Source organism: Micromonospora sp. CA-248089, assembly GCF_050948515.1.
Lineage (GTDB): Bacteria > Actinomycetota > Actinomycetes > Mycobacteriales > Micromonosporaceae > Micromonospora.
The window spans coordinates 776,127-790,800 of sequence record NZ_CP192016.1; the positions used below are offsets into that span (position 1 = coordinate 776,127).

The 14,674-nt window shown below is 72.3% G+C and carries 15 protein-coding genes; 10 read left to right on the plus strand and 5 right to left on the minus strand.

What is annotated here, in order from left to right; all coding sequences use genetic code 11:
• Nucleotides 1-56: 56 nt before the first annotated feature.
• The 4 genes from pth to ACQP26_RS03940 all read left to right on the plus strand — a co-directional run bounded on the left by pth (nucleotide 57) and on the right by ACQP26_RS03940 (nucleotide 3,826).
• The gene (gene pth / locus ACQP26_RS03925; RefSeq protein ID WP_269702335.1) at nucleotides 57-647 is read left to right on the plus strand and encodes an aminoacyl-tRNA hydrolase; all 591 of its coding nucleotides are present in this window, start codon (nucleotides 57-59) and stop codon (nucleotides 645-647) included.
• Between the two features lie 53 nt (nucleotides 648-700).
• The gene (locus ACQP26_RS03930) at nucleotides 701-1,534 is read left to right on the plus strand and encodes an inositol monophosphatase family protein (RefSeq protein ID WP_281579056.1); all 834 of its coding nucleotides are present in this window, start codon (nucleotides 701-703) and stop codon (nucleotides 1,532-1,534) included.
• A 79-nt stretch (nucleotides 1,535-1,613) separates the two neighbouring features.
• The gene (gene cysD, locus ACQP26_RS03935; RefSeq protein ID WP_269702332.1) at nucleotides 1,614-2,525 is read left to right on the plus strand and encodes a sulfate adenylyltransferase subunit CysD; all 912 of its coding nucleotides are present in this window, start codon (nucleotides 1,614-1,616) and stop codon (nucleotides 2,523-2,525) included.
• Nucleotides 2,525-3,826, plus strand: coding sequence for a sulfate adenylyltransferase subunit 1 (locus ACQP26_RS03940; RefSeq protein WP_269702330.1), 1,302 nt, complete (start codon nucleotides 2,525-2,527; stop codon nucleotides 3,824-3,826). The genes cysD and ACQP26_RS03940 overlap by 1 nt, the downstream gene beginning before the upstream one ends.
• An 89-nt stretch (nucleotides 3,827-3,915) precedes the next feature.
• Here the strand turns inward: ACQP26_RS03940 and galK are convergent, their stop codons facing one another.
• On the minus strand, nucleotides 3,916-5,067 hold the full coding sequence (galK, locus tag ACQP26_RS03945) for a galactokinase (protein ID WP_433494973.1): 1,152 nt from the start codon (nucleotides 5,065-5,067) through the stop codon (nucleotides 3,916-3,918).
• Entirely contained in the window at nucleotides 5,064-6,050 is a 987-nt protein-coding gene (gene galE / locus ACQP26_RS03950) for a UDP-glucose 4-epimerase GalE (RefSeq protein ID WP_433494974.1), read from the minus strand. Before galE ends, galK begins: the two co-directional genes overlap by 4 nt.
• Nucleotides 6,051-6,227: 177 nt before the next feature.
• Between galE and ACQP26_RS03955 the strand changes: the two genes are divergently transcribed.
• The 6 genes from ACQP26_RS03955 (at nucleotide 6,228) to ACQP26_RS03980 (ending at nucleotide 10,799) form a co-directional block, all read left to right on the plus strand.
• Entirely contained in the window at nucleotides 6,228-7,244 is a 1,017-nt protein-coding gene (locus ACQP26_RS03955) for a hemolysin family protein (RefSeq protein WP_269702325.1), read from the plus strand.
• A gap of 33 nt (nucleotides 7,245-7,277) precedes the next feature.
• Entirely contained in the window at nucleotides 7,278-8,303 is a 1,026-nt protein-coding gene (gene trpS / locus ACQP26_RS03960) for a tryptophan--tRNA ligase (RefSeq protein WP_269702323.1), read from the plus strand.
• A 22-nt stretch (nucleotides 8,304-8,325) separates the two neighbouring features.
• Nucleotides 8,326-8,913, plus strand: a complete 588-nt coding sequence (locus ACQP26_RS03965) for a 2'-5' RNA ligase family protein (protein WP_433494975.1) — start codon at nucleotides 8,326-8,328, stop codon at nucleotides 8,911-8,913.
• 56 nt (nucleotides 8,914-8,969) lie between these two features.
• The gene (locus ACQP26_RS03970; RefSeq protein ID WP_269702321.1) at nucleotides 8,970-9,911 is read left to right on the plus strand and encodes a YhjD/YihY/BrkB family envelope integrity protein; all 942 of its coding nucleotides are present in this window, start codon (nucleotides 8,970-8,972) and stop codon (nucleotides 9,909-9,911) included.
• Nucleotides 9,908-10,282, plus strand: coding sequence for a GntR family transcriptional regulator (locus ACQP26_RS03975; RefSeq protein ID WP_269702319.1), 375 nt, complete (start codon nucleotides 9,908-9,910; stop codon nucleotides 10,280-10,282). Before ACQP26_RS03970 ends, ACQP26_RS03975 begins: the two co-directional genes overlap by 4 nt.
• A gap of 73 nt (nucleotides 10,283-10,355) precedes the next feature.
• Nucleotides 10,356-10,799 (plus strand): hypothetical protein, encoded by a 444-nt coding sequence (locus ACQP26_RS03980; RefSeq protein WP_269702317.1) that lies wholly within the window; start codon nucleotides 10,356-10,358, stop codon nucleotides 10,797-10,799.
• 6 nt (nucleotides 10,800-10,805) lie between these two features.
• Here ACQP26_RS03980 and ACQP26_RS03985 read toward each other — a convergent pair whose 3' ends face one another.
• The 3 genes from ACQP26_RS03985 to ACQP26_RS03995 all read right to left on the minus strand — a co-directional run bounded on the left by ACQP26_RS03985 (nucleotide 10,806) and on the right by ACQP26_RS03995 (nucleotide 14,499).
• Complete coding sequence (locus ACQP26_RS03985; RefSeq protein WP_433494976.1) at nucleotides 10,806-11,168, minus strand: VOC family protein; 363 nt, start codon at nucleotides 11,166-11,168, stop codon at nucleotides 10,806-10,808.
• A gap of 160 nt (nucleotides 11,169-11,328) precedes the next feature.
• Nucleotides 11,329-12,963: a glycoside hydrolase family 13 protein gene (locus ACQP26_RS03990; RefSeq protein ID WP_433494977.1), complete on the minus strand. Its 1,635-nt coding sequence runs from the start codon at nucleotides 12,961-12,963 to the stop codon at nucleotides 11,329-11,331.
• Between the two features lie 459 nt (nucleotides 12,964-13,422).
• Nucleotides 13,423-14,499 carry a LacI family DNA-binding transcriptional regulator gene (locus ACQP26_RS03995; RefSeq protein WP_281579047.1) on the minus strand — a complete coding sequence of 359 codons (1,077 nt, stop codon included), beginning with the start codon at nucleotides 14,497-14,499 and terminating at the stop codon, nucleotides 13,423-13,425.
• Nucleotides 14,500-14,674: the final 175 nt, after the last annotated feature.

Below are 14,674 nucleotides of genomic sequence, written 5' to 3' on the forward strand. Positions count from 1 at the left end.
CGCCTGTCGGCGTATCGGGACGGCTGGTCGGGCGAACGAGCGGGAAGGGGCGTCGGGTGACGGACGAGGCGGGGCCGTGGCTGGTGGTCGGCCTGGGCAACCCCGGCCGGGAGTACGCGAACAACAGGCACAACGTCGGGTTCATGGTGGCCGACCTGCTGGCGGCCCGGGTGGGCGCGAAGTTCGGGCGGCACAAGCGCGCGATGGCCGAGGCCGCCGAGGGGCGGCTGGGGTTCGGCGGCCCGAAGCTGGTGCTGCTCAAACCGTTGACGTACATGAACCTCTCCGGCGGCCCGGTCGCCGGGCTGGCGCAGTTCCACAAGATCCCGCCGGCGCACGTGATCGCGGTGCACGACGAGCTGGACATCCCGTACGGGCAGGTGCGGGTGAAGTGCGGCGGCGGCGAGGGCGGGCACAACGGCCTGCGGTCGATGTCGAAGTCGCTCGGCACCAAGGACTACGTGCGGGTGCGGTTCGGCATCGGCCGGCCGCCGGGCCGGCAGGACCCGGCTGACTACGTACTCTCGGATTTCTCCTCGGCGGAGCGCAAGGAGCTGGAGTTCCTGGTGGACCGCGCGGCGGACGTGGTGGAGTCCGTCGTTCTCAAGGGCGTGGAACCGACGCAGAACCTCTACCACGGGGCTTGAGCGGCGATCGGTAGTCTGCGGCTCTGGTGACGGGAGCGGGCGACGGGAGCAGCATGGGTAGTCCTCCGATGATCGACGGCGGCTTCGCCCGCTGGCTGGCGGCCCGGGCCGGTCAGGCGCTGACGGCCCTGCGCGCGGAGATGGGGTTCGCCGACGCGGGCGCGCTCCGGTCGGCCGGGGACAAGGTCTCGCACGACGTGATCCGGACCGAGCTGGCGAAGTGGCGGCCGGCCGACGCGGTGCTGTCCGAGGAGGACGAGGGGTCGCGGCTGGCCTGGACGGCGGAGGTGACGGACGAGGCGTCGTCGCGGTTGAACGCCGACCGGGTCTGGATCATCGATCCGCTGGACGGCACCCGGGAGTACGCGGAGGAGGGGCGCGCGGACTGGGCGGTGCACGTGGCGCTCTGGTCGCGTAACGCGTCGACGCCGCACGGCCTGGTGGCGGGCGCGGTGGCCCTGCCGGCCCAGCACCGGGTGCTCGGCACGGACCACCCGCCGGCGTACCCGCCGATGACTGTGGAGGCGGCCACCGGGGCCGGCGCGCGGGTCATCCGGTTGGCGGCCAGCCGTAGCCGTCCGCCGGTTTTCCTGACCGACCTGGCGGAGGACGTCGGCGCTCATCTGGTTCCGATGGGCTCGGCGGGCGCGAAGATCGCCGCCGTGGTCACCGGTGAGGTCGACGCGTACATCCACGCGGGCGGTCAGTACGAGTGGGATTCGGCCGCTCCGGTCGCTGTGGCGACGGCCACCGGTCTGCATGCTTCCCGGATCGACGGTTCTGCGCTGAAATACAACGGGGCCGACCCGCGCCTACCGGATCTGCTGGTCTGCCGCAAGGATCTCGCGAGTCGGTTGCTTGCAGCGTTGCAGCGGCATTCCGGGTAACCTGAGCGTTCTTCTTCACGAGTCCGACCTGAAAGGTCTGGAATCCGATGTACGGATCCGTGCGAATCGAGTTCGTGTCATGACGTCCCCCGCCGCGTACCAGGTGTCGCACCTCGACGCGCTCGAGGCGGAGAGCATCTTCGTGATGCGTGAGGTCGTCGCCGAGATGGAACGGCCCGTGCTGCTGTTCTCCGGCGGCAAGGACTCGATCGTGATGCTCCGGTTGGCCCAGAAGGCGTTCGCGCCGGCCAACATCCCCTTCCCGGTGATGCACGTGGACACCGGCCACAACTTCCCCGAGGTGCTCGCCTACCGCGACCAGCGGGTGGCCGAGCTGGGCCTGCAGCTCATCGTGGCGAGCGTGCCGGAGGCGCTGAACAAGGGCCTGGTCCGCGAGTCCGCCGACGGCATGCGCAACCGGATCCAGACGCCGGTGCTGCTGGAGGCGGTGGAGAAGCACCGCTTCGACGCGCTGTTCGGCGGCGCCCGGCGCGACGAGGAGAAGGCGCGGGCCAAGGAGCGGGTGTTCAGCTTCCGCGACGAGTTCGGCCAGTGGGATCCGAAGAACCAGCGTCCCGAGCTGTGGGCGCTCTACAACGGCCGGCACCACCCGGGCGAGTCGATCCGGGTGTTCCCGCTGTCGAACTGGACCGAGCTGGACGTCTGGCACTACATCGCGCGGGAGCGGATCCCGCTGCCGTCGATCTACTACGCGCACGAGCGCGAGGTGATCGAGCGCGACGGCATGCTCTACGCGGTGAACGAGTTCTTCCGGGCCCGCGCCGGTGAGCAGCCGTTCACCGAACAGGTGCGGTACCGGACCGTGGGCGACGCCTCCTGCACCGCGGCGGTCCGCTCGGACGCCGACACGGTGGAGAAGGTGATCGAGGAGGTGGCCGCCACGCGGATCACCGAGCGCGGCGCTACCCGCGGCGACGACCGGGTCAGCGAGGCCGCCATGGAGGACCGCAAGCGAGAGGGCTACTTCTGATGAGCGTCGAGACCCTGGCCCCGGCCGAGAGCGACACCACCCGGCCGATGGACCTGCTGCGGTTCGCCACCGCGGGCAGCGTCGACGACGGCAAGTCGACGCTGATCGGCCGTCTGCTCTACGACACCAAGTCGCTGTTCAGCGACCAGCTCGCCGCGGTCGAGGCGGTCAGCGCCGCGCGGGGTGACGAGTACACCAACCTGGCGCTGCTCACCGACGGCCTGCGCGCCGAGCGGGAGCAGGGCATCACCATCGACGTGGCGTACCGCTACTTCGCCACCCCGCGGCGGAAGTTCATCATCGCCGACACCCCGGGGCACATCCAGTACACCCGGAACATGGTCACCGGCGCCTCCACCGCCGACCTGGCGCTGATCCTGGTGGACGCGCGCAAGGGCCTGGTGGAGCAGTCCCGCCGGCACGCGTTCCTCTGCTCGCTGCTGCGGGTGCCGCACCTGGTCCTGTGCGTGAACAAGATGGACCTGGTGGACTGGTCGCAGGAGGTCTACGAGCGGATCGCGGACGAGTTCACCGCGTTCGCCGCGAAGCTCGACGTGCCGGACCTGACAGTGGTGCCGGTCTCCGCGCTGCAGGGCGACAACATCGTCACCCGCTCGGAGAACATGCCCTGGTACGAGGGCCCGTCGCTGCTGCACCACCTGGAGCGGGTGCACATCGCCTCGGACCGCAACCTGGTCGACGTGCGGTTCCCGGTGCAGTACGTGATCCGGCCGCAGTCCACCACCGTCACCGACTACCGGGGCTACGCCGGCCAGGTGGCCTCGGGCGTGCTCAAGCCGGGCGACGAGGTGATGGTGCTGCCGTCCGGGTTCACCAGCCGGATCGCCGCGGTGGAGACCGCCGACGGCCCGGTCGACGAGGCGTTCCCGCCGATGTCGGTGACGGTCCGGCTTACCGACGAGCTGGACATCTCCCGCGGCGACATGATCTGCCGGCCGAACAACGCCCCGACGCCCGTGCAGGACATCGAGGCGATGGTCTGCTGGATGGACGAGACGCGGCCGTTGCAGGTCGGCGGCAGGTACGCGATCAAGCACACGACCCGCTCGGCGCGGGCGATCGTGCGCGGGCTGCACTACCGGCTGGACATCAACTCGCTGCACCGCGACGAGACGGCCGCTGAGCTGAAGCTCAACGAGATCGGCCGGGTCCGGCTGCGGACCACTGTTCCGCTGCTCGCCGACGAGTACCGGCGTAACCGCACCACCGGCGGCTTCGTGATCATCGACGAGTCGACGAACCGTACGGTCGGCGCCGGCATGATCGTCGAGGCCGGCTGACCCCTGCGTGCAAGGAAGGGCCCCTTGTTGACAGCTGCTGTTAACAAGGGGCCCTTCCTCTACCGCAGGCGTTAAGAAGGGGCCCTTCCTTACAGCCGGGTGACGCCGCCGGCCGGGAGCACCGTGAGCGTGCCGGGGGCGGTGAAGCCGCGCGTCGCGTACGCCTGGGTGACGGCGGCCGCCACCGCGTCGGCGGCGCCCGCGTCGACCAGGGCGAGCACGCAGCCCCCGAAGCCACCGCCGGTCATCCGCGCGCCGTACGCCCCGGCGGCCAGCGCGGCCTCGACCCCGGTGTCGATCTCCGGCACGGTGATCTCGAAGTCGTCGCGCATGGAGGCGTGCGAGGCGGTCAGCAGCGGACCGGTGTCGCGGACCCGCCCGGCGCGCAGCAGCGCGACGGTGTCGAGCACCCGCTGGTTCTCGGTCACCACGTGCCGCACCCGGCGGCGGGTCTCGTCGTCGTCGAGGCGAGTCAGCGCGCTGTCGAGGTCGGCCACGCCGACGTCGCGCAGCGCGGTCACCCCGAGCGTCGCGGCGGCCTGCTCGCAACTGCGGCGCCGGGCCGCGTACTCGCCGTCCGCGTGCCGGTGCGGCGCCCGGCTGTCGATCACCAGCACGGCCAGCCCGGCGTCGTCCAGGTCGAACGGGATCTGCTCGATCTCCTCGGTGCGGCAGTCGAGGAACAGGGCGTGCCCGGCCCGGCCGCGGATCACCGCGGACTGGTCCATGATCCCGGTGGGCGCGCCGACGTAGTCGTTCTCGGCCCGCTGCGCGAGCCGGGGCCACCGACCGGCGGGCAGGTCGAGCCCGCCGAGGTCGACCAGGGCAGCCAGCACCGCCGACTCGATCGCCGCCGACGAGGAGAGCCCGGAGCCGACCGGCACGTCGGAGGCCACGGCGAGCCGCGCGCCCGGCACGTCGTGGCCGTCGGCGCGCAGCGCCCACACCACCCCGGCCACGTAGGCGGCCCACCCGTCGACCCGGCCGGGTTCGTCGGCCTCCGCCGCGCCGAACTCGACCGGCTCGTCGTCCAGCTCCGACCAGACGGTCCAGCGCCCGTCGGGGGCGGGCGCGGCGGCGACCACGGTACGCAGCGGCAGCGCGAAGGGAAGCACGAAGCCGTCGTTGTAGTCGGTGTGCTCGCCGATCAGGTTGACCCGGCCGGGAGCCGCCCAGCGGCCCGCCGGCTCGGCGCCGTACCGCTGCCGGAAGCCGGCGGTGGCGCGGTCGGCGACGCTCATGAGGGCCGGCCCGCCACGTGCTCGCGGTAGAACGCCCAGGCGTCGCCGACCATGTCGTGCAGGGTCGGCTTGGCCGGCGTCCAGCCCAGCTCGTCGCGGGCCAGCGCGGAGGACGCGACCAGCTCGGCCGGGTCGCCCTCGCGGCGCGGGGCCACCTCGACCGGTACCGGATGCCCGGTGACCTCGCGGACCACGTCGACCACCTGCCGGTTGGTGAAGCCGTTGCCGTTGCCCAGGTTGTAGATGCGGTGCCGGCCCGGGGTGGCGGCGTCGAGCGCGAGCAGGTGGGCGCGGGCCAGGTCCTCGACGTGGATATAGTCGCGGACGCAGGTGCCGTCGACGGTGGGGTAGTCGTCGCCGAACAGCTGGAGCTTCTCCCGCCAGCCGGCGGCCACGTCGAGCGCGATCGGGATGAGGTGCGTCTCCGGGTCGTGCCGCTCGCCGATGGCCTGCCCGTCGCGCAGGTACGCCCCGGCGACGTTGAAGTAGCGCAGCGAGACGGCGGCCAGGTCGTGCGCGATCGCCTCGGAGGTGAGCGCCATGTCGACGGCCAGCTTGGTGGCGCCGTAGGTGCTGGTGGGGGCCTTGACGGCGGTCTCCGGGATGGGCAGCTCGGTGGGGTTGCCGTAGACGGCGGCGGTGGAGGAGAAGACCATCCGCGGCACCCGGGCGGCGCGGACCGCGTCGATGAGCGCGATCGAGCCGACGGTGTTGGTGTGCCAGTACAGCTCGGGGCGGATCATCGACTCGCCGGCGGCGATCAGGGCGGCGAAGTGCAGCACGCCGTCGAACCCGGCGTCGGGGGTGAGCACCTGGGCGGCCTCGTGCACCGGCAGCTCGACGTGGGTGGCGTCGGGGGCGAGGGCTTCCCGGTGACCGGTGCGCAGGTCGTCCAGCACGGTCACCTGGTGGCCGTGGTCGAGCAGCATCCGGGTCACCACGCTGCCGATGTAGCCGGCGCCGCCGGTGACGAGCAGTTTCACGTCGGTCCTCCTGCCTGGGCCGCGTCCCGCGGCGGCCGTCCCGCGCTCACCCTACGGCCGGGGGCTGTGTCGCGGCTGTCGAGTCGAGCCGCCCTCCATTCCATCATAATCCTTCACGATTGAACAGATCCGAACATTCGCCCGAGCGCACGGTGGTCGCTGTCTACCATCCTTCTCATGCGGGAGGGTGGTGGTCCCGGGCCCCGGCGGCGACCGTCGGGGCGGCCCCGACGCGAACCCGGCCCGCTGGCCCGCACCGTGGCCCGTCTCGTGGTGCGCGGTGCCGACGGCGCCACCCGCCTGGTCACCGACCTGCTCGGGGCCAGCCCCACCGCCGGGCGGGAGCGGATCAGCGAGGCCGAGCTGCGGGACCTGGTCGCGGCGAACACCCTGCTCGACCCGGACGAGCGGCGGATCATCGACGAGGTGCTGGTCGCGGGCGCCCGGCTCGTCCGCGAGGTGATGGTGCCCCGCACCGAGGTGGTCTTCCTCAGCGCCGCGCTCCCGCTGGCACAGGCGCAGCGGCTGGTCCGGGCCGACCCGCACACCCGCTACCCGGTGGTCGACGGCACCCACGACGACGTGGTCGGCCTGGTGCACCTGCGCGACGTGCTGCTGCGTCCGGACGCGGACCGGCCGTTGCTGGTCGGCGAGCTGATCCGGGAGGTGAAACGCCTGCCGGACAGCAAGCGCGTGCTGGCGGCGCTCACCGAGATGCGCCGGGAGGGCCACCACCTGGCCGTCGTCGTCGACGAGTACGGCGGCACGGCCGGCATCGTCACCTGCGAGGACCTGGTCGAGGAGCTGGTCGGGGAGATCCGGGACGACGAGCACGGCCCGCTCGAACCGGAACCCGCCGGCCTGCCCGCGGTCGTCGACGGCCGGCTCAACCTGACCGACTTCGCCGAGCGCACCGGGGTGTCGCTGCCCGCCGGGCCGTACGAGACGGTCGGTGGGTACGTGATGGCCGCGCTGGGCCGGCTGCCGGTCGCGGGCGACGAGGTGCCGGTGGCGCTCGACCCGGCCACCGGATCGGTGCCCGCCGATCCGGCGGGCTGGCTGCTGCGGGTGCTCACGCTCGACGGCCGCCGCGTGTCCCGCCTGGCGGTCTCCGCCGCGCGGCTGCCCGAGCCCCGGCGTGAGGTGAACGGTCCGCTTCCGCCCGTACCCGCCCGATCCACCGGCCCGTCATGACGGACGCCGGGGCTTGCTGACAGAATTGCCGCCATGTCCGACGTACCCGCCCGCCCGCGCGTCTTCTCCGGCATCCAGCCGACGGCCGACTCGTTCCACCTCGGCAACTACCTGGGCGCGCTGCGGCACTGGGTGGCGTTGCAGGACAGCCACGACGCCTACTACTGCGTCGTCGACCTGCACGCGATCACCGCCGGGCACGATCCCAAGGTGCTCAAGCGCCGCAGCCGGGTGGCCGCCGCGCAGCTGTTCGCGCTCGGCCTGGACCCGGAGCGCAGCACGCTGTTCGTGCAGTCGCAGGTGCCCGAGCACTCGCAGCTGGCCTGGGTGCTCGGCTGCATCACCGGTTTCGGCGAGGCCGGCCGGATGACCCAGTTCAAGGACAAGTCGCAGAAGCAGGGCAGCGAGCGGGCCAGCGTCGGCCTGTTCACGTACCCGATCCTCCAGGCCGCGGACATCCTGCTCTACCAGGCGAACGCGGTGCCGGTCGGCGAGGACCAGCGGCAGCACCTGGAGCTCTCCCGCGACCTGGCGCAGCGCTTCAACTCGCTGTTCGGCCGCACCTTCACCGTGCCCGCCCCGCACATCGTGAAGGACACCGCGAAGATCACCGACCTGCAGGACCCGACGGCCAAGATGTCGAAGTCGTCGTCCTCCCCGGCCGGCATCATCGACCTGCTGGAAGACCCGGCCCGCTCGGCCAAGAAGATCCGCTCGGCGGTCACCGACACCGGCCGCGAGATCGTCTTCGACGCCGAGGGCAAGCCGGGCATCAGCAACCTGCTCACCATCTACTCCGCGCTGTCCGGCCGGTCCATCGACGACCTGGTCGCCGCGTACGACGGCAAGGGCTACGGCGACCTGAAGAAGGACCTCGCCGAGGTGGTGCGGGAGTTCGTCACGCCGATCCAGGAACGCACGAACGCCTACCTCAACGACCCGGCCCAGCTCGACAAACTGCTCGTGCGGGGCGCGGAGAAGGCCCGGGCGGTGGCCGCCGGGACGCTGCGGGACGTGTACGAGCGGGTCGGCTTCTTCCCTCCGGTGCGGTTCGAGTAACGGCCCGGACGGGCGGAGACGGGTGACGCAGCCGGTGGCCGGAGGGGTGGCGCGCGACGTGGCGGGCAGTGACACGGCGCCGGGCGGCGCGGACACGATCCAGATCGGGATCGCGGTCGACGTCCCCGAGCCCTGGGGCGGGATGCTCACCCGCCGCCGGGTCGAGGCCGGCGACCCGCTCGCCGTCCCCGCGCATGTCACCCTCCTCGGGCCCACCGAGATCCCGGTACGCGCGCTGCCCGCCGTCGAGGAGCACCTGGCCCGGGTCGCCGCCACGCACCTGCCGTTCACGCTGCACCTGCGCGGCACCGGCACGTTCCGCCCGGTCACCCAGGTGGTCTTCGTGGCCGTGGCGGCCGGGATCAGCGAGTGCGAACTGCTGGCCGCCGCGATCAACTCCGCTCCCGAGCTGCGCCGCGAGCTGCGTTTCCCGTACCACCCGCACGTCACGGTGGCGCAGGACGTGCCACCCGAGGTGCTCGACAAGGCGTACGAGGATCTGGCGGACTTCTCCGCGTTGTTCCAGGTGGACGCGTTCACGCTGTTCTCGCACAGCGGGGCGACCCGGTGGCAGCCCCGCCGCGACTTCCGGCTCGGCGGCCGGAGCTGAACATCCGACCGGCCGGGCCACCTCCGTCACGGGCGGAGATCGGCGAGGATGACGGGGTGAACGTCTTCGGCCGGATCGAGGCGGCGGTGGGGCGCCGCATCGACGCGGCCCGGAGCCGCTCGTCGGTCTTCGACCACGTCTGGCGGGCCGGGACGCTCTACGCCGACCTGCTCGCCGGGCGGCTCGCCGCCGCCATCGCGTACTACGGCTTCTTCGCCGTGTTCGCGCTCGCGCTCGTCGCCTACTGGATCTTCGGCGCGGTGCTGCGGGACAACGAGGAGATCAGTCGCGGCGCGGCGCACTTCCTGGAGGAGAACCTGCCCTTCCTCGACCCGGCGCAGATCTCCGAGAGCAGCGGCACCGTCGGCGTGGTCGGCCTGGTCATCCTGGTCTTCACCGGCATCGGCTGGGTGGAGGCGATCCGCTCCTCGCAGCGGCTGATGTACGGCTTCAACCAGCAGCCCGGCAACCTGGTGGTGCGGCGCCTGGTCGACCTGGGCGTGCTGGTCGCGGTTTTCGTGCTGCTGTTCGTCTCGGTCGCCGCAGTGGACGCGCTGGAGTCGCTGCTGCGCTTCCTGCTGCGCAGCACCGGCTCGGTGGGCCTGACCACGGTCAGCGCGGTGCTGAGCGTGCTCGTCAACGCCGTGCTCGCCGCCGCGCTGCTGCTCGCGGTGCCCCGGCTGCGGATGAGCCGGCGCCGGCTGCGCCCGGCGATTCTGACCATCGCCGTCGGGATCACCCTGCTCAACACCGTGGGGCGCTACTACGTGGTACGCACCGAGCGGAACCCCGCGTACACCGTGGTCGCCACCGCCGTGGGCCTGCTGCTCTATCTCTACCTGCTCAACCAGTTGGTGCTCTTCGGCGCCGCGCTCGCCGCCACCAGCCGGTACGGCCGGGTGGTGGACCTGGCCGAGGGCGGGGCCCGGGAGGTGGACGTGGAGGCGGACGTGCTCGACGAGGAAACCGAACCGGGGACGCCGGGAGGGGCGGGATGAGCGCGCGGATCCGGATCGACGCCGATTCGGCGGTGCCGCCGTACGAGCAGGTGCGGGCGCAGTTCGCCGCGCGCATCGGCGACGGGCGGCTGCCGGTGGGCACCCGGCTCCCGGCCGTGCGGCAGCTCGCCGCCGACCTGGGGCTGGCGGTGAACACCGTGGCGCGGGCGTACCGGGAACTGGAGGGCGCCGGGCTGGTCCAGACGCGTGGCCGGCACGGCACGGTGGTGGCTCCCGGCCGGGACGACGCCACCGACCGGCTGCAGCGGGCCGCGGCCGGGTACGCCGACGAGGCGCGTCGCCTGGGCGTCCCACCGGACCGTGCGGTCGCGCTGGTCCGTGCGGCGCTCGATGCCGGTACGCGTGGCTGAGCGTGGTCCCCGAAGCGGGGAGAGTCCGATGTTTGCGTTCCCCGGGCCGACGCGCGGCGACCATGATGGGCCGGTGGGCGCACTCGTGACACTGGACCTGCCGGACGACTCCCCGATCCGGGGCCTGCCGTGGATCATCACGTTCGGCCCGCTCGGTGCCGAGGACGACTGGGAGCCGGTGGTCTGCGGCCCGTACGAGCGACCGCACGCGCTGGCGCTCGCCGAGGCGGTGGTGGCCGACGAGCAGTTGATGGCGGTGGTGGAGCCGCTGCTGCCGGCGCTCACGCCGGAGGAGATCCGCGGCGAGATCGCCGCCGCGCAGATCGCCGCCGAGGACGAGGCGGCCGAGATCGACCAGGCGGACCTCTACGGCGACTTCGAGGACGTCATCGACGAGGAGCTGGAACTGGCCGCCGAGCGTGAGCCGGAGCCCGAGCCGGCGAAGGCGCCCGACCGGGAGGAGATCCGGGCCGGGTTCGCCCGGATCGCCGCGCTGCTCACCGCCAAGGGCGGCTGAGGACGCTCAGCGCGGCGGCCCGTCGAGCACGCAGAACTCGTTGTCCTCCGGGTCGACGAGCACCACGAAGCCCTCCGCGCCGGTCTGGCCGACGTCGGCGCGTCGCGCACCGAGCCCGATCAGCCGGTCGACCTCGGCGGCCTGGCCGCCGTCGGCGACCAGATCCAGGTGGAGCCGGTTCTTGCCCGGTTTCGGCGTGCCGCAGCCCTGCAACCAGACGGTCGGGCCCGCCCGTCCGGGCGGCGGATACAGCTTCGCGTTGCCGTCGCCGCCCTGGGAGACGGTGTAGCCGAGGGCGGCCGACCAGAACCGGGCCATCAGGTCCAGGTCGGTGACGTCGAGGGTGTACTGCGCCACGTGTGCGGTCATCCCCCGGTGGTACCCCGTGCTCCCCGATGGACACCGGCCCCCCGGGAGCGCATCCCGAGGGGCCGGGGCCACCTCACCCCCCACCACAAGGGGTCGGCAGCCCAGCCGCCCGTCGGCGCGGGGCACAACGGACGGCCAGGTCGTTGGCGGGTTACCCGGCTCAGCGCCGTTCGAACCACGCAGCCGCGTCCACCGGCAGGACGTACCCGTCGCCCCGCTCGGTGAGGTCGGCGCTGGCGACGAGCGGGCGGCCGTGGCCGCTCACCGTCACCTCGGCGCCGCTGATGTTCACCACGCACGTCACCTCGGCGTCCCCGGCGGTGCGGCGGAACGCCAGGACGCCGGGCTCGGTCTCCAGCCAGGTGATGCCGTCCAGGCCGGCCAGCGCGGGATGCTCGTGCCGGATGCGCAGCGCGGCCCGGTACAGCTCCAGCGTCGACCCGGCGGCACCGGTCTGGGCGGCCACCGACAGCGACCGCCAGGTCGCCGGCGCCGGCAGCCAGCTCAGCTCGCTGCCGTCCGGCCCGAAGCCGTACGGGGGCAGCTCGCCGCCCCACGGGATCGGCACGCGGCAGCCGTCCCGGCTCTCCCCGGTACGCCGGAACGCCGGGTCCTGACGCAGCTCGTCGGGGAGGTCCAGCACCTCCGGCAGGCCCAGTTCCTCGCCCTGATAGACGTACGCGCAGCCGGGCAGCGCGAACATCAGCAGCGCGGCGGCGCGGGCGCGGCGCAGGCCGACCTCGCCGTCGCCGTACCGGGTGACGTGCCGCTGCCGGTCGTGGTTGGAGAGCACCCAGGTGGTCGGCGCGCCCACGATCGTGGACTCGGCCAGCGCCGTGTCGATCACCTTGCGGAACGAGTCGGCCGACCAGGTGGCGTCGAGGAAGTCGAAGCTGAACGCCTGGTGCAGCTCGTCCGGGCCGATGTAGCGGGCCAGCCGCTGCGGCGTCTCGGCCCACGCCTCGGCCACGGCCATCCGGCCGCCCGGGTAGCTGTCCAGGATCGGCCGCCAGGCGCGGTAGATGTCGTGCACCTCGTCCTGGTCGAAGTACGGCAGCCGGCCCTTGCCCAGCAGCTCGGACTGGCGCTGGCCGGTGGTTATCGAGTTGAAGCCGACGTCCGGCAGGCCCTCGGCCTTGATCATGCCGTGCGCCACGTCGATCCGGAAACCGTCCACGCCCCGGTCCAGCCAGAAGCGCAGCACGTCCTCGAACTCGGCCCGCACCTCCGGGTGGCGCCAGTTCAGGTCGGGCTGGGCCGGGTCGAACAGGTGCAGGTACCACTGGCCGTCGACCACGCGCGTCCAGGCCGGGCCGCCGAAGATGCTCTCCCAGTCGTTCGGCGGCAGCTCGCCCTGCTCGCCCTTGCCGTCGGCGAACAGGTAGCGCTCACGCTCCGGCGAACCGGGTCCGGCGGCGAGCGCCGCGGTGAACCACGGGTGCGCGCTGGAGGTGTGGTTCGGCACCATGTCGATGATGATCCGCAGGCCGAGCGCGTGCGCGTCGGTGATCATCTCGTCGAAGTCGGTCAGGTTGCCGAACAGCGGGTCGACGTCCCGGTAGTCGGCCACGTCGTAGCCGGCGTCGACCTGCGGCGAGGTGTAGAACGGCGTCAGCCAGAGCGCGTCCACGCCGAGATCGCGCAGGTACGGCAGGCGCTGCCGGATGCCCTGGAGGTCACCCACACCGTCGGCGTTCGCGTCGGCGAAGCTGCGGACGTACACCTGGTAGACGACAGCGGACCGCCACCAGTCGTCGTCGGCGGTGCGCGGGGTGGTGCTGGGGGCGGAGGTCATCGCTGTCGATCCCGTTCTGTGGCGGCTTCTGGTGCGGCGCAGGGTGTCTGAGAAGGATGCCGCCACGGCCCTGCAAGAGTCAAGCATTCCTTGCGCAAGAAATGACAGCCATCACCCGCCGTCACCTCAGAGCCCTCTCCCGAATCCCGAGACACCCACACCCGCCACCCCAACCCGGCCGCCCCCGCCGGACCGACCCGCCCCGCAGGCGGTGATCAAGGAGGAGTGCGCGCGGAGTGAGCGCGGCCGGGATGGCTCGCGTGATCATGAGGTTGGCGGTGTTTGGCGTCCGATTTGTCGCCGTCAACTTCATGATCGACGCGTCGAGGGTCGAGCTGGACCGGGGCGGTGATCAAGGGGTTTGTGTCCGGGAGGGAGGTCGACTTGGACGCGAACTCCTTGATCAACCGGGAGGCGGGGAGGGGTGCGGGGAGGGTGCGGAGGGGAGGTGCGCGGGGGTCAGGCGGGGATGGGGAGGGGCGGGGTGGGGGTGGCGGGGCGCTGGCGCTTCGGGGGGTCGGCGGGGCGGGTCACCGCGGTGGAGCCACGCACGACCAGCTCGGGCCGGAACAGGTACTCGGAGTTCGGTGAGGGGTGCCCGTTGATCTCGTCGACCAGGGCCCGCACCGCTGCCACCGCCATGGCGGCGACCGGCTGGCGCACTGTGGTCAGCGGCGGGTCGGTGAACGCCATCAGCGGGGAGTCGTCGTACCCGACCACGGAGATGTCGCCGGGCACCGACAGGCCGCGCTGGCGGGCGGCCCGGATCGCGCCGAGCGCCATCAGGTCCGAGCCGCAGACGAGTCCGGTCACGCCGCGCTCGATCAGCCGGCCGGCGGCGGCCTCGCCGCCCTCGACGCCGAACAGCGACAGCTCGGTCAGCTCGGCCAACTCGTCGGAGGTGATGTCGGTGAGGCGCCCCATCGCGGCCTTGTAGCCGGCGACCTTGCGCTGCACCGGCACGAACCGGTCCGGGCCGGTGATCAGGCCGATCCGGCGGTGCCCGAGCGCGACGAGGTGGGCGACCGCGAGTTCGGCGGACTCCCTGTCGTCGCAGGAGACGAACGGCGCGGGGATGCCCGGGGCGTACCCGTTGATCATGACGATCGGCAGCGGCCGGGCCAGCAGCGTGCGGTAGCGGTCGTGGTCCGCCGCGGTGTCGGCGTGCAGGCCGGAGACGAAGACGATGCCGGAGACCTGCCGGTCCAGCAGCATCTCCACGTACTCGTCCTCGCGGACGCCGCCCGGGGTCTGCGTGCAGAGCACCGGTGTGTAGCCGGTGGGGGCGAGCGCGGACTCGATGATCTGGGCGAACGCCGGGAAGATCGGGTTGTCCAGCTCCGGCACGACCAGGCCGACCAGTCCGGCGCTGCGCTTGCGCAGCCGGGCGGGCCGTTCGTAGCCGAGTACATCGAGGGCGGTGAGAACCGCCTGCCGGGTCTCGGGGGCCACACCGGGGCGGTCGTTGAGCACCCGCGACACCGTGGCCTCGCTGACTTCAGCCTGTTGGGCGATGTCGGACAGTCGAGCGCGCATGTGCGGCACTTTAGCCCAACGGCAAAGTCTTGCGTACACTTCTGCAAGCCCTTCCATTCTCTGCAACCTCTTGCTAACGTCCCCGCAACATGCGAGAGCAGCGGCGCAGCATCTCGGCGCCGGTCAGCAAGAACTTTCAGAGGTTTCCACTGGCGGGCCGCCCTTCCCCCGGCGG

Coding starts and splice junctions, on each gene's coding strand:
- ACQP26_RS03930 (WP_281579056.1), top strand. CDS start 701: ATGGGTAGTCCTCCGATGATCGACGGCGGCTTCGCCCGCTGGCTGGCG.
- cysD (WP_269702332.1), top strand. CDS start 1,614: ATGACGTCCCCCGCCGCGTACCAGGTGTCGCACCTCGACGCGCTCGAG.
- ACQP26_RS03940 (WP_269702330.1), top strand. CDS start 2,525: ATGAGCGTCGAGACCCTGGCCCCGGCCGAGAGCGACACCACCCGGCCG.
- galK (WP_433494973.1), bottom strand. CDS start 5,067: ATGAGCGTCGCCGACCGCGCCACCGCCGGCTTCCGGCAGCGGTACGGC.
- ACQP26_RS03955 (WP_269702325.1), top strand. CDS start 6,228: ATGCGGGAGGGTGGTGGTCCCGGGCCCCGGCGGCGACCGTCGGGGCGG.
- trpS (WP_269702323.1), top strand. CDS start 7,278: ATGTCCGACGTACCCGCCCGCCCGCGCGTCTTCTCCGGCATCCAGCCG.
- ACQP26_RS03975 (WP_269702319.1), top strand. CDS start 9,908: ATGAGCGCGCGGATCCGGATCGACGCCGATTCGGCGGTGCCGCCGTAC.
- ACQP26_RS03985 (WP_433494976.1), bottom strand. CDS start 11,168: ATGACCGCACACGTGGCGCAGTACACCCTCGACGTCACCGACCTGGAC.
- ACQP26_RS03990 (WP_433494977.1), bottom strand. CDS start 12,963: ATGACCTCCGCCCCCAGCACCACCCCGCGCACCGCCGACGACGACTGG.
- ACQP26_RS03995 (WP_281579047.1), bottom strand. CDS start 14,499: ATGCGCGCTCGACTGTCCGACATCGCCCAACAGGCTGAAGTCAGCGAG.